11 protein-coding genes, 2 rRNA genes, 1 pseudogene and 1 riboswitch (1 of these 15 running past the window's edge) are annotated in these 14,507 nt (G+C 39.7%); of the genes and pseudogenes, 13 read left to right on the forward strand and 1 reads right to left on the reverse strand.

Going from position 1 to position 14,507, the window contains the following annotated elements; translation table 11 throughout:
- Together NSS97_RS01625 and rrf are read left to right on the forward strand one after the other, a co-directional pair.
- A 23S ribosomal RNA gene (locus NSS97_RS01625) occupies positions 1-1,914 on the forward strand (it extends 1,008 nt beyond the left edge of the window).
- A 49-nt stretch (positions 1,915-1,963) separates the two neighbouring features.
- Positions 1,964-2,079: ribosomal RNA gene (gene rrf / locus NSS97_RS01630) — 5S ribosomal RNA — on the forward strand.
- 43 nt (positions 2,080-2,122) lie between these two features.
- Here rrf and NSS97_RS01635 read toward each other — a convergent pair.
- Positions 2,123-2,376: pseudogene (locus NSS97_RS01635) on the reverse strand (hypothetical protein).
- Positions 2,377-2,674: 298 nt separating this feature from the next.
- Positions 2,675-2,776, forward strand: a riboswitch (purine riboswitch).
- A gap of 110 nt (positions 2,777-2,886) precedes the next feature.
- Between NSS97_RS01635 and purE the strand changes: the two are divergent.
- The 11 genes from purE (at position 2,887) to purH (ending at position 14,447) form a co-directional block, all read left to right on the forward strand.
- Positions 2,887-3,372, forward strand: a complete 486-nt coding sequence (purE, locus tag NSS97_RS01640) for a 5-(carboxyamino)imidazole ribonucleotide mutase (RefSeq protein WP_341111291.1) — start codon at positions 2,887-2,889, stop codon at positions 3,370-3,372.
- A complete protein-coding gene (gene purK / locus NSS97_RS01645) occupies positions 3,369-4,520 on the forward strand; it encodes a 5-(carboxyamino)imidazole ribonucleotide synthase (protein WP_044444265.1) in 1,152 nt (383 codons plus the stop codon). Before purE ends, purK begins: the two co-directional genes overlap by 4 nt.
- The gene (gene purB, locus NSS97_RS01650) at positions 4,517-5,824 is read left to right on the forward strand and encodes an adenylosuccinate lyase (protein WP_002139387.1); all 1,308 of its coding nucleotides are present in this window, start codon (positions 4,517-4,519) and stop codon (positions 5,822-5,824) included. The genes purK and purB overlap by 4 nt, the downstream gene beginning before the upstream one ends.
- A gap of 88 nt (positions 5,825-5,912) precedes the next feature.
- Entirely contained in the window at positions 5,913-6,632 is a 720-nt protein-coding gene (gene purC, locus NSS97_RS01655; RefSeq protein WP_002029482.1) for a phosphoribosylaminoimidazolesuccinocarboxamide synthase, read from the forward strand.
- Positions 6,625-6,879: a phosphoribosylformylglycinamidine synthase subunit PurS gene (gene purS, locus NSS97_RS01660; RefSeq protein ID WP_000278823.1), complete on the forward strand. Its 255-nt coding sequence runs from the start codon at positions 6,625-6,627 to the stop codon at positions 6,877-6,879. Before purC ends, purS begins: the two co-directional genes overlap by 8 nt.
- Positions 6,876-7,559, forward strand: a complete 684-nt coding sequence (purQ, locus tag NSS97_RS01665; protein ID WP_002140189.1) for a phosphoribosylformylglycinamidine synthase subunit PurQ — start codon at positions 6,876-6,878, stop codon at positions 7,557-7,559. The genes purS and purQ overlap by 4 nt, the downstream gene beginning before the upstream one ends.
- Complete coding sequence (gene purL, locus NSS97_RS01670; protein ID WP_016096971.1) at positions 7,543-9,762, forward strand: phosphoribosylformylglycinamidine synthase II; 2,220 nt, start codon at positions 7,543-7,545, stop codon at positions 9,760-9,762. The genes purQ and purL overlap by 17 nt, the downstream gene beginning before the upstream one ends.
- Entirely contained in the window at positions 9,747-11,162 is a 1,416-nt protein-coding gene (gene purF / locus NSS97_RS01675; protein ID WP_002124870.1) for an amidophosphoribosyltransferase, read from the forward strand. The genes purL and purF overlap by 16 nt, the downstream gene beginning before the upstream one ends.
- A 100-nt stretch (positions 11,163-11,262) precedes the next feature.
- Complete coding sequence (gene purM, locus NSS97_RS01680) at positions 11,263-12,303, forward strand: phosphoribosylformylglycinamidine cyclo-ligase (protein ID WP_341111296.1); 1,041 nt, start codon at positions 11,263-11,265, stop codon at positions 12,301-12,303.
- Positions 12,300-12,887 (forward strand): phosphoribosylglycinamide formyltransferase, encoded by a 588-nt coding sequence (purN, locus tag NSS97_RS01685; RefSeq protein WP_044444267.1) that lies wholly within the window; start codon positions 12,300-12,302, stop codon positions 12,885-12,887. The genes purM and purN overlap by 4 nt, the downstream gene beginning before the upstream one ends.
- Positions 12,888-12,911: 24 nt before the next feature.
- Entirely contained in the window at positions 12,912-14,447 is a 1,536-nt protein-coding gene (purH, locus tag NSS97_RS01690; RefSeq protein ID WP_341111299.1) for a bifunctional phosphoribosylaminoimidazolecarboxamide formyltransferase/IMP cyclohydrolase, read from the forward strand.
- Positions 14,448-14,507: the final 60 nt, after the last annotated feature.

Consider the following 14,507-nt stretch of genomic DNA (forward strand, 5'->3'; position numbering starts at 1 on the left):
TCCGTAGTCAAGAGGGAAACAGCCCAGATCGCCAGCTAAGGTCCCAAAGTGTGTATTAAGTGGAAAAGGATGTGGAGTTGCTTAGACAACTAGGATGTTGGCTCAGAAGCAGCCACCATTTAAAGAGTGCGTAATAGCTCACTAGTCGAGTGACTCTGCGCCGAAAATGTACCGGGGCTAAATACACCACCGAAGCTGCGAATTGATACCAATGGTATCAGTGGTAGGGGAGCGTTCTAAGTGCAGTGAAGTCAGACCGGAAGGACTGGTGGAGCGCTTAGAAGTGAGAATGCCGGTATGAGTAGCGAAAGACGGGTGAGAATCCCGTCCACCGAATGCCTAAGGTTTCCTGAGGAAGGCTCGTCCGCTCAGGGTTAGTCAGGACCTAAGCCGAGGCCGACAGGCGTAGGCGATGGACAACAGGTTGATATTCCTGTACCACCTCTTTATCGTTTGAGCAATGGAGGGACGCAGAAGGATAGAAGAAGCGTGCGATTGGTTGTGCACGTCCAAGCAGTTAGGCTGATAAGTAGGCAAATCCGCTTATCGTGAAGGCTGAGCTGTGATGGGGAAGCTCCTTATGGAGCGAAGTCTTTGATTCCCCGCTGCCAAGAAAAGCTTCTAGCGAGATAAAAGGTGCCTGTACCGCAAACCGACACAGGTAGGCGAGGAGAGAATCCTAAGGTGTGCGAGAGAACTCTGGTTAAGGAACTCGGCAAAATGACCCCGTAACTTCGGGAGAAGGGGTGCTTTCTTAACGGAAAGCCGCAGTGAATAGGCCCAAGCGACTGTTTAGCAAAAACACAGGTCTCTGCGAAGCCGTAAGGCGAAGTATAGGGGCTGACACCTGCCCGGTGCTGGAAGGTTAAGGAGAGGGGTTAGCGTAAGCGAAGCTCTGAACTGAAGCCCCAGTAAACGGCGGCCGTAACTATAACGGTCCTAAGGTAGCGAAATTCCTTGTCGGGTAAGTTCCGACCCGCACGAAAGGTGTAACGATTTGGGCACTGTCTCAACCAGAGACTCGGTGAAATTATAGTACCTGTGAAGATGCAGGTTACCCGCGACAGGACGGAAAGACCCCGTGGAGCTTTACTGTAGCCTGATATTGAATTTTGGTACAGTTTGTACAGGATAGGCGGGAGCCATTGAAACCGGAGCGCTAGCTTCGGTGGAGGCGCTGGTGGGATACCGCCCTGACTGTATTGAAATTCTAACCTACGGGTCTCATCGACCCGGGAGACAGTGTCAGGTGGGCAGTTTGACTGGGGCGGTCGCCTCCTAAAGTGTAACGGAGGCGCCCAAAGGTTCCCTCAGAATGGTTGGAAATCATTCGTAGAGTGCAAAGGCATAAGGGAGCTTGACTGCGAGACCTACAAGTCGAGCAGGGACGAAAGTCGGGCTTAGTGATCCGGTGGTTCCGCATGGAAGGGCCATCGCTCAACGGATAAAAGCTACCCCGGGGATAACAGGCTTATCTCCCCCAAGAGTCCACATCGACGGGGAGGTTTGGCACCTCGATGTCGGCTCATCGCATCCTGGGGCTGTAGTCGGTCCCAAGGGTTGGGCTGTTCGCCCATTAAAGCGGTACGCGAGCTGGGTTCAGAACGTCGTGAGACAGTTCGGTCCCTATCCGTCGTGGGCGCAGGAAATTTGAGAGGAGCTGTCCTTAGTACGAGAGGACCGGGATGGACGCACCGCTGGTGTACCAGTTGTTCTGCCAAGGGCATAGCTGGGTAGCTATGTGCGGAAGGGATAAGTGCTGAAAGCATCTAAGCATGAAGCCCCCCTCAAGATGAGATTTCCCATAGCGTAAGCTAGTAAGATCCCTGAAAGATGATCAGGTTGATAGGTTCGAGGTGGAAGCATGGTGACATGTGGAGCTGACGAATACTAATAGATCGAGGACTTAACCATATAATATGAAGCAAATGTTATCTAGTTTTGAAGGAATATACCTTCATAGTTTGGTGATGATGGCAGAGAGGTCACACCCGTTCCCATACCGAACACGGAAGTTAAGCTCTCTAGCGCCGATGGTAGTTGGGACCTTGTCCCTGTGAGAGTAGGACGTCGCCAAGCAAAAACCTAAGTCGTTTCGACTTAGGTTTTTTTGTGTTTATTTTTATTTACCGAAGGTTAAAATCCATAAATTTAATAACCCTAAAGACGAAAAAATAATGAAATAGAGGCAGTTTAAAATAATGGTAATGATTTTTTGTGCTCCGGATTTTTCGAACGCTCTTAAAATAATCCCTAAGAATAGGAAAGATTATTTCTATCATAATAATGAGAGTAGAAAAAATGGGATGATATAAATAACCATTCAATAATTACAGCAATTACTGCGATAGAGAAAAATAAATAGGATAATAGCACAGTTATTTTTTTTCATGGTTATTCCTCCTTAGAAATTAAATCGTTATAATATAAGTTCTATTGATGTATAGAATACAAGAGAGTATATATATTGATTAAAACATACTGAAGTATTATATAAATAGTTATACGTAAAATAGATCTCTAGAAATATATATTCTAATTCCCTTTCCTTCTTGCATATAGTTGCAATTCTTCTTTTGAATATAACTAAAACACGAACGTTATCGATGACTAATAAAAAAACATTCGATTATTTATTGACATTGTTTATGAAATATTGTTAATATAGCCATAGAAACAATAATATATAAGACCTCATATAATCGCGGGGATATGGCCTGCAAGTCTCTACCTAACGACCGTTATTCGTTAGACTATGAGGGAAAGTCACTCGGTATTTTTCTATTCACAAGGGATACGTATGCCTGAGTAGAGCACTTTCTCTCATAGTAAAAGAGAAACTGTTCTATTTCAGGCTTTTTTTATTTGAATCGGGGGGATTCTAATATGAAATCACTAGTTGGAGTCATAATGGGAAGCACGTCAGACTGGGAAACAATGAAATATGCTTGTGACATTTTAGATGAATTAAATATACCGTATGAGAAAAAAGTTGTATCCGCTCATCGGACTCCGGATTATATGTTTGAATATGCAGAAACAGCTCGTGAACGTGGAGTAAAAATTATTATTGCTGGAGCTGGTGGAGCAGCGCATTTACCAGGAATGGTTGCAGCCAAGACAAATCTTCCTGTAATCGGTGTCCCAGTTCAATCAAAAGCGTTAAACGGCCTAGATTCATTATTATCCATTGTCCAAATGCCAGGAGGGGTTCCAGTCGCAACTGTTGCAATTGGTAAGGCTGGTTCAACAAATGCTGGATTGCTTGCTGCACAAATACTTGGATCATTTCATGATGATATACATGATGCATTAGAGTTGAGACGAGAAGCTATTGAGAAAACTGTGCGTGAAGGTAGTGAGCTAGTATGACGAGAATCATTTTACCTGGAAAAACAATCGGCATTATTGGAGGCGGCCAGCTTGGAAGAATGATGGCGTTGGCAGCTAAGGAAATGGGTTATAAAATTGCTGTTTTAGATCCTACAAAGCATTCACCATGTGCACAAGTTGCTGATGTTGAAGTCGTTGCACAATATGACGATTTAAAAGCAATTCAGCATTTAGCAGAGATAAGCGACGTTGTCACATATGAATTTGAGAATATTGATTATAGATGTTTACAATGGCTTGAAAAACATGCTTACTTACCACAAGGTAGTCAGTTGTTAAATAAAACGCAAAATCGTTTTACAGAAAAGAATGCAATTGAAAAAGCTGGGTTACCAGTAGCATCGTATAGATTGGTTCAAAATCAAGATCAACTTACAGAAGCAATTAAAGAGTTATCTTTCCCTTCTGTCTTAAAAACAACGACAGGTGGATACGATGGTAAAGGGCAAGTGGTTTTAAAGAGTGAAGCTGATGTTGTGAGAGCAAAAGAACTTACTAATAAAGCAGAGTGCATTCTAGAAAAATGGGTGCCTTTTGAAAAAGAAGTATCAGTTATTGTAATTCGTAGTGTAAGTGGTGAAACGAAAGTATTTCCGGTAGCGGAAAATATTCATGTAAATAACATTTTGCATGAATCTATCGTTCCAGCCCGCATTACAGAAGAACTTTCTCAAAAAGCAATTGCTTACGCAAAGGTACTTGCGGATGAACTAGAACTTGTGGGAACACTAGCGGTAGAGATGTTTGCTACAGCTGACGGTGAGATTTACATTAATGAATTAGCACCAAGACCTCACAATTCAGGACACTATACACAGGATGCATGTGAAACGAGTCAATTTGGTCAACATATTCGAGCAATCTGTAATTTACCTCTTGGAGAAACAAATTTGTTAAAACCAGTTGTCATGGTTAACATTTTAGGCGAACATATAGAAGGGGTCCTAGGACAAGTGAATAGACTAACCGGGTGCTATTTACACTTGTATGGAAAAGAAGAAGCAAAAGCACAGCGAAAAATGGGGCATGTTAATATTTTAAATGATAATATTGAAGTCGCTCTAGAAAAAGCGAAGAGTTTGCATATTTGGGACCATCAAGAACAACTGTTGGAGGGAAAAAGATGATTAATCGTTATACACGCCCTGAAATGGGTGCGATTTGGACGGAAGAGAACAAATTTAAAGCGTGGTTAGAAGTTGAGATTTTAGCGTGTGAAGCATGGGCTGAGCTTGGCGATATTCCAAAAGAAGATGTGAAAAAAATTCGTGAACATGCATCATTTGATATTGATCGTATTTATGAAATTGAAAAAGAAACACGTCATGACGTAGTTGCTTTCACTCGTGCTGTATCAGAAACACCAACATTAGGCGAGGAACGTAAATGGGTTCATTACGGTTTAACATCTACAGACGTAGTAGATACAGCGTTATCTTATATCTTAAAACAAGCAAATGAAATCTTGTTAAAAGACTTAGAAAACTTTGTTAGTATTTTAGCTAATAAAGCGAAAGAGCATAAATACACGATCATGATGGGAAGAACACACGGTGTACATGCAGAGCCAACAACATTTGGTTTAAAACTTGGTCTTTGGTATGAAGAAATGAAACGTAACGTAGAGCGTTTCAAACAAGCTGCTGATACAGTTCGCGTTGGTAAATTATCTGGTGCGGTTGGTACATATGCAAATATTGATCCATTCGTAGAAAAGTATGTTTGTGAAAACTTAGGATTAGAAGCAGCACCAATTTCAACACAAACATTGCAACGTGATCGTCATGCACATTACATGTCAACACTTGCACTAATCGCAACATCTGTTGAAAAGATGGCAGTTGAGATTCGTGGTTTACAAAAGAGTGAAACACGTGAAGTTGAAGAGGCTTTCGCAAAAGGTCAAAAAGGTTCTTCTGCAATGCCGCATAAACGTAATCCAATTGGATCTGAAAATATGACTGGTTTAGCTCGTGTTATCCGCGGTTATATGATGACAGCTTACGAGAATGTTCCGTTATGGCATGAGCGTGATATCTCTCACTCTTCTGCAGAACGCGTAATTTTACCAGATGCTACAATCGCGTTAAATTACATGTTAAATCGCTTTGGTAATATCGTTAAAAACTTAACTGTATTCCCAGAGAATATGAAACGCAATATGACAAGAACATACGGCTTAATTTACTCTCAGCGCGTAATGCTTACACTAATTGACAAAGGTCTGGTACGTGAAGAAGCTTATGATATCGTACAGCCTAAAGCAATGGAAGCTTGGGAAACACAAGTACAATTTAAAGAGCTTGTAGAATCTGATGAGCGTATTACAAGTAAGTTAACGCAAGAAGAAATTAACGAATGTTTCAATTATGAACATCATATGCAACACGTTGATACAATCTTTGAACGCCTTGGATTAAACGAAGCGTAAAATTTCATATGGCACAGAATAGAGTCATTCTGTGCCATTCTTTATAAAAATATTATTCACATTTTTCAAACTACAGGGGGCTTGCGAAATGCAAAAGCTAGAATTGCTGTATGAAGGTAAGGCAAAAAGAATTTATCGTACAGAAGCAGCAGATATGGTTTGGGTAGAGTACAAAGATAGTGCGACTGCTTTCAATGGGGAGAAAAAAGCGACAATTACAGGAAAAGGTCGTTTGAACAATGAGATTACAACTTTATTGTTCAGAAAGTTACAAGAAGTTGGAATTAAAACACACTTTGTGGAGAAGTTATCTGATACAGAACAACTTGTCAAAAAGGTGAGTATTATTCCATTAGAAGTTGTCACAAGAAACGTAATTGCAGGTAGTCTTTCAAAAAGACTAGGAATGGAAGAAGGAACTGCTCTTACAACACCAATCGTAGAATTTTACTACAAAGATGATGATTTAGGAGATCCACTTGTAACGGAAGATCATATTCGTTTGTTAAATGTTGCAACACCAGAGCAAGTAAGCGTATTACGAGATGCAGCTCTACAAATCAATCAAGTGATGATTGAGCATTTCGCAAGCTGTCGTGTAAGATTAGTAGATTTTAAATTAGAGTTTGGCGTAACAGAAGAAGGGGAAATCATATTAGCAGATGAAATTTCACCAGATACTTGCCGTTTATGGGATGAAACGAGCAATGAAAAATTTGATAAAGATGTATTCCGTCGTGATCTTGGGAATTTAACAGAAGCATATGAAGAAATTTTAAAACGTTTAGGGGGAGCTTCACATGTATAAAGTTAAGGTATATGTAACGTTAAGAGAAAGTGTATTAGATCCACAAGGAACTGCGGTAAAGGGAGCGCTTCATAGTCTTTCATTTACAGAAGTACAAGACGTTCGAATCGGAAAATATATGGAATTAACAATTGATAAATCAGTATCTGATCTGGATAGCAAGGTAAAAGAAATGTGTGAAAAATTATTAGCAAACGTTGTAATGGAAGACTTCCGTTATGAAGTTGAGGAGGTTGTCGCACAGTGAAATTTGCAGTCATAGTATTCCCAGGTTCGAACTGTGATGTCGATATGTTCCATGCAATTAAAGATGAGCTTGGTGAAGAAGTAGATTACGTTTGGCACGATAGAGAGAATTTAGATGAATATGATGCAATTTTACTACCAGGTGGATTCTCTTACGGTGACTATTTACGTTGTGGTGCTATTTCTCGCTTTGCTAACGCAATGAAAGCAGTGCAAAAAGCTGCTGAGCAAGGAAAGCCAATTTTAGGAGTGTGTAATGGATTCCAGATTCTTGTTGAATCAGGATTACTACCAGGAGCATTAATGAGAAACGAAAACTTAAAGTTTATGTGCCGTACGGTTCAGTTACGTGTTGAAAATAATGAAACTATGTTTACATCACAATATGAAAAAAATGAAGTAATCAATATTCCAATTGCACATGGTGAGGGGAATTACTATTGTGATGAAGCAACTCTTAAACAATTAGAAGAGAATAATCAAATCGCATTCCGTTACGTAGAAAATCCGAATGGAAGCGTTTCAGATATTGCAGGTATTGTAAATGAAAAAGGAAATGTTCTTGGTATGATGCCACACCCAGAGCGTGCTGTAGATGAATTACTTGGCGGTGCTGAAGGGTTAAAAGTCTTTCAATCTATCTTAAAACAGTGGAGGGAAACATATGTCGTTAATGCTTGAGCCAAATCCAACACAAATTAAAGAAGAGCGTATATACGCGGAAATGGGGCTAACAGACGAAGAGTTTGCCATGGTTGAAAAGATTTTAGGCCGTTTGCCGAATTATACAGAAACGGGACTATTTTCTGTTATGTGGTCTGAACATTGTAGTTATAAAAATTCAAAGCCAGTTCTTCGTAAGTTTCCAACGACAGGTGAGCGTGTCTTACAAGGACCTGGAGAAGGCGCTGGAATTGTAGATATCGGTGATAATCAAGCGGTTGTATTTAAAATGGAAAGTCATAACCATCCTTCTGCAATTGAGCCATATCAAGGGGCAGCGACAGGTGTCGGTGGTATTATTCGCGATGTATTCTCTATGGGAGCACGCCCGGTAGCTCTATTAAACTCACTTCGCTTCGGTGAATTACAATCACCACGCGTGAAATATTTATTTGAAGAAGTAGTAGCAGGAATCGCAGGATACGGTAACTGCATTGGTATTCCTACTGTTGGCGGCGAAGTACAGTTTGATCCATGTTATGAAGGAAATCCACTTGTAAATGCAATGTGTGTAGGCCTAATTAATCATGAAGATATTAAAAAAGGGCAAGCACATGGTGCTGGTAATACAGTAATGTACGTAGGAGCATCAACTGGTCGTGATGGTATTCACGGTGCAACATTCGCATCTGAAGAGTTATCTGAAAGCTCAGAAGCGAAGCGTCCGGCAGTTCAAGTAGGGGATCCATTTATGGAGAAACTTCTTATTGAAGCATGTTTAGAACTTATTCAGTCTGATGCACTTGTTGGAATTCAAGATATGGGAGCTGCTGGTTTAACATCATCTTCTGCAGAAATGGCAAGTAAAGCAGGTATGGGTATTGAAATGTACTTAGATGATGTACCGCAGCGTGAAACAGGAATGACTCCATATGAAATGATGTTATCTGAATCACAAGAGCGTATGTTAATCGTTGTGAAAAAAGGTAGAGAGCAAGAAATAGTAGATTTATTTGAGAAGTATGGTCTTGCAGCAGTTACGATGGGGAAAGTAACTGAAGATAAAATGCTTCGCCTATTCCATAAAGACGAAATGGTAGCTGAAGTACCGGCGGATGCTCTTGCAGAAGAAGCACCAATTTATCATAAACCGTCAAAAGAAGCAGCATACTTTGCTGAGTTCCAGCAGATGAAAATGGAAACACCAAAAGTAGAAGATTATAAAGAAACGTTATTATCTTTATTACAACAACCAACGATTGCAAGTAAAGAGTGGGTATATGATCAATATGATTATCAAGTGCGCACTAGCACAATCGTTACACCAGGTTCAGATGCAGCGGTTATACGTGTACGCGGCACAGAAAAAGGATTAGCAATGACGACAGATTGTAACTCTCGCTACATTTATTTAGATCCAGAAGTGGGCGGTAAAATTGCAGTAGCAGAGGCAGCACGTAATATCGTATGTTCTGGCGGGGAGCCACTTGCAATTACAGATTGCTTAAACTTCGGTAACCCAGAAAAACCAGAGATCTTCTGGCAAATTGAGAAATCAGTAGACGGTATGAGTGAAGCTTGCCGCAAGTTACAAACGCCAGTTATCGGCGGGAATGTATCAATGTATAACGAGCGTAGTGGTGAAGCTGTATATCCAACACCAACTGTTGGGATGGTTGGACTTGTACACGATTTAAAACACGTAACAACACAAGAATTTAAACAAGCTGGCGATTTAGTTTATGTAATTGGAGAGACGAAAGCTGAGTTTGGTGGAAGTGAATTACAGAAAATGATCTACGGAAAAATTTTCGGTCAATCACCAAGCATCGATCTAGATGTAGAATTAAAACGCCAAAAGCAAGTACTAGCAGCAATTCAAGCTGGCCTTGTTCAATCTGCACATGATGTTGCAGAAGGTGGTTTAGCAGTTGCAATTACTGAAAGTGCAATTGGTGCTAACGGTTTAGGTGCTACTGTGAAATTAGACGGAGAAGCAACAGCAGTATTATTTGCAGAATCACAATCTCGCTTCGTTATAACTGTAAAACGTGAAAATAAAGAAGCATTTGAGAAAGCGGTTGAAGCAATTCAAGTTGGAGAAGTGACAAATACAAATGAAGTAACAATTCATAATGAAGAAAATGAAGTATTACTTACAGCAAATGTAGATGAAATGAGAAAGGCTTGGAAAGGGGCAATCCCATGCTTGCTGAAATAAAGGGGTTAAATGAAGAATGTGGCGTTTTTGGAATTTGGGGGCATGAAAATGCAGCACAAGTTTCGTACTACGGATTGCACAGTTTGCAGCACCGTGGGCAAGAGGGCGCAGGCATTGTTGTAAATAATGGGGAAAAAATCATCGGTCACAAGGGGTTAGGTTTAATATCAGAAGTGTTTTCAAGAGGTGAGCTAGAGGGATTAAACGGGAAATCAGCAATTGGACACGTACGATATGCAACAGCTGGTGGAAGTGAAGTTGCTAACGTTCAACCATTATTATTCCGTTTTTCCGATCATAGCATGGCGTTAGCTCATAACGGAAATTTAATTAATGCAAAAATGCTTCGTCGTGAATTAGAGGCAGAGGGAAGTATTTTTCAAACAAGTTCAGATACAGAAGTACTTTTACACCTCATTAAGCGTAGTACAAAAGATTCTTTAATTGATAGTGTAAAAGAGGCTCTAAATAAAGTGAAAGGTGCGTTTGCATATCTTTTACTAACTGGAAATGAAATGATCGTTGCGCTAGATCCAAATGGATTCCGTCCTCTTTCAATTGGAAAGATGGGGGATGCTTACGTTGTAGCATCGGAAACATGTGCTTTCGATGTAGTTGGTGCAACTTACATTCGTGATGTAGAACCTGGTGAATTGCTTATTATCAATGATGAAGGAATTCACGTAGATCGTTTTACAAATGAAGTAGACCATGCGATTTGCAGTATGGAATACATTTACTTTGCACGTCCAGATTCTAATATCGCTGGTATTAATGTTCATGCAGCACGTAAAAACATGGGGAAACGTTTAGCGGCGGAAGCTCCTATTGAAGCTGATGTTGTTACTGGTGTACCAGACTCTAGTATTTCAGCAGCAATTGGTTATGCGGAGGCGACAGGAATTCCGTATGAGTTAGGGTTAATTAAAAATCGTTACGTTGGACGTACGTTTATTCAACCTTCTCAAGAACTGCGTGAGCAAGGGGTTAAGATGAAGCTTTCAGCAGTAAGAGGCGTAGTTGAAGGAAAACGAGTTGTTATGATTGACGATTCTATCGTAAGAGGAACGACAAGTAAACGAATTGTTCGTATGCTTCGCGAGGCTGGAGCGACAGAAGTCCATGTAAGAATTGCTTCACCACCTCTTAAGTATCCATGCTTCTATGGCATTGATATTCAAACGAGAAAAGAATTAATCGCAGCAAATAATTCAATAGAAGAAATCCGTCAAATCATCGGAGCAGATTCACTAACATTTTTAAGTGAAGATGGATTAGTAGATGCAATTGGACGCCCATATGAAGGGAAATACGGTGGTCTATGTATGGCTTACTTCAATGGAGACTATCCAACAGCTCTTTATGATTATGAGCAAGAGCTTTTAGAAAGTATGAAATAAGAAGAAAAAAGCTTCTACTTCTTTTGATGTAGAAGCTAGCTTCTTTCTTAAAACGGCCGCCCTGGATGGGGAGAAATTAAAAGACGAGGTGTAAATAACGATGGCGAATGCATATAAGCAAGCAGGAGTAGATATTGAAGCTGGATATGAAGCGGTATCTCGCATGAAAAAACACGTACAAACAACAATGAGAAAAGAAGTGCTAGGCGGTTTAGGCGGTTTTGGAGGTATGTTTGATCTATCAAAATTTGCATTAGAAGAACCTGTATTAGTATCTGGAACAGATGGCGTGGGAACGAAATTGATGCTCGCTTTTATGGCAGATAAACATGACACAATTGGTATTGATGCAGTAGCAATGTGTGTAAATGATATTGTTGTCCAAGGAGCAGAGCCGCTTTTCTTCCTTGATTATATTGCTTGTGGTAAAGCTGAACCTAGTAAAATTGAAAACATCGTCAAAGGTATATCAGAGGGCTGTCGCCAAGCTGGTTGTGCATTAATTGGTGGAGAAACAGCTGAAATGCCAGGAATGTATTCTACGGAAGAATACGATTTAGCTGGTTTTACAGTTGGAATTGTTGATAAAAAGAAAATTGTAACAGGTGAAAAAATTGAAGCTGGTCACGTATTAATTGGCTTAGCATCTAGCGGTATTCATAGTAACGGTTATTCTTTAGTAAGAAAAGTGCTACTAGAAGATGGAGAACTATCTTTAAATCGTATTTACGGACGCTTAGAACTACCTCTTGGTGAAGAATTATTAAAACCAACGAAAATTTATGTCAAACCTATTTTAGAACTATTGAAGAAACATGAAGTATACGGTATGGCACATATTACAGGTGGTGGATTCATTGAAAATATTCCACGTATGTTGCCAGAAGGAATCGGTGCGGAAATTGAATTAGGATCTTGGCAAGTTCAACCGATTTTTAGTTTACTTCAAGAGGTTGGAAAACTAGAAGAGAAAGAAATGTTCAATATTTTTAACATGGGTATTGGTATGGTAGTAGCGGTGAAGGAAGAAGATGCAAAAGATGTTGTTCGTCTTCTTGAAGAGCAAGGAGAAACAGCGCGTATTATTGGACGTACTGTACAAGGTGCTGGCGTTACTTTCAATGGGGGCACAGCACTATGAGTAGATTAGCAGTTTTTGCTTCTGGAAGTGGATCTAACTTTCAATCTCTCGTTAATGCGGTAGAAGAAAAAAGATTGGATGCAGATATTAGTTTATTAGTATGTGATAAACCAGAGGCACGCGCTATTGGACGGGCACATTATCACCATATTCCGTGTTTTTCCTTTTCAGCGAAAGCATATGAGTCAAAAGAAGCATTTGAAAAAGAGATATTAAAAAAGCTAGAAGAGTATGAAATTGATTATGTTATTTTAGCTGGATATATGCGTTTAATTGGGCCGACTTTACTAGGAGCGTACGGTGGGAAGATTATTAATATTCATCCATCACTATTACCGAGTTTTCCGGGTAAAGATGCTGTCGGTCAAGCGTTAGAAGCAGGTGTGAAAGTAACCGGAGTAACGATTCACTATGTAGATGCAGGTATGGATACAGGTCCAATTATTGCACAAGAAGCAGTAGTTGTTTCTGAAGGGGATACGAGAGAAAGCTTACAAAAGAAAATTCAACAAGTTGAACATAAATTATACGTAAATACAGTGAATCAAATTGTTCAGTCTGTGAAAAAACCAACTGTTAACTAACATACAACCAGGGGTGAAGGATAAATGAAAAAGCGTGCATTAGTAAGTGTTTCAGATAAAACAGGAGTAGTAGAATTTGTTAAAGGTTTACTTGAACAAGGGATTGAAGTTATTTCAACAGGTGGTACGAAAAAATTATTAGAAGAAAACGGCTTGCAAGTAATTGGTATTTCTGAAGTAACTGGTTTCCCAGAAATTATGGATGGTCGTGTAAAAACATTACATCCAAATATTCATGGTGGTCTATTAGCAGTTCGTGATAATGAAATGCATGTAGCGCAAATGAATGAATTAGGTATTCAACCAATTGACTTTGTTGTTGTTAACTTATACCCATTTAAAGAAACAATCGCTAAGCCTGATGTAACATTTGCTGATGCAATTGAAAATATTGATATCGGTGGCCCAACAATGATTCGCTCTGCTGCGAAAAATCATAAATTTGTATCGGTAGTTGTAGATCCAGTAGATTATGATGTTGTATTAGCAGAACTGAAAGAGAACGGTGAAGTAACAGAGGAAACGAAACGTAAATTAGCAGCGAAAGTATTCCGTCATACAGCGGCATATGATGCGTTAATTTCTAACTACTTAACAAAGCAAATGGGCGAAGAAAGCCCAGAAACGTTAACGGTGACATTTGAGAAAAAACAAGATTTACGCTATGGCGAAAATCCGCATCAAAAAGCGACATTCTATAAAGCACCATTTGCTGCAACTTCTTCTGTTGCATATGCAGAACAATTACACGGTAAAGAATTATCTTATAACAATATTAACGATGCAGATGCAGCGCTTAGTATCGTAAAAGAATTTACAGAACCAGCAGTAGTAGCGGTAAAACATATGAATCCATGTGGTGTTGGAGTGGGTACGGATATTCATGAAGCATACACACGCGCTTATGAAGCAGATCCAGTATCAATCTTCGGAGGCATTATTGCAGCGAATCGTGAAATTGATAAAGCTACAGCAGAAAAGTTACACGAAATTTTCTTAGAAATTGTTATCGCACCTTCTTTCTCACAAGAAGCTTTAGAAGTATTGCAAAGTAAGAAAAATTTACGTTTACTAACTGTAAATATTGAAAAAGCAACAAGCGCAAGTAAAAAGCTAACTTCTGTACAAGGTGGACTTCTTGTTCAAGAGGAAGATACGTTATCATTAGATGAAAGTACAATTTCAATTCCAACGAAACGTGAACCATCAGAGCAAGAGTGGAAAGATTTAAAACTAGCTTGGAAAGTTGTAAAACATGTGAAATCAAATGCAATTGTTTTAGCGAATGATAACATGACAGTTGGTGTAGGTGCGGGACAGATGAACCGTGTAGGTTCTGCAAAAATCGCAATTACACAAGCTGGCGAAAAAGCACAAGGTAGCGCACTTGCATCTGATGCTTTCTTCCCAATGCCAGATACAGTAGAAGAAGCAGCAAAAGCTGGTATTACAGCAATTATCCAACCAGGTGGATCAATTCGTGATGAGGATTCTATTAAAGTGGCAGATATGTATGGGATTACGATGGTGTTCACTGGCGTACGTCATTTCAAACACTAATAGAGTAATTGTAGAAAAACCAAACTAGGAGCATAGCTTCTAGTTTGTACTTATTTAATT

This window comes from Bacillus sp. FSL R12-0074 (assembly GCF_038005725.1).
GTDB lineage: Bacteria > Bacillota > Bacilli > Bacillales > Bacillaceae_G > Bacillus_A > Bacillus_A mycoides.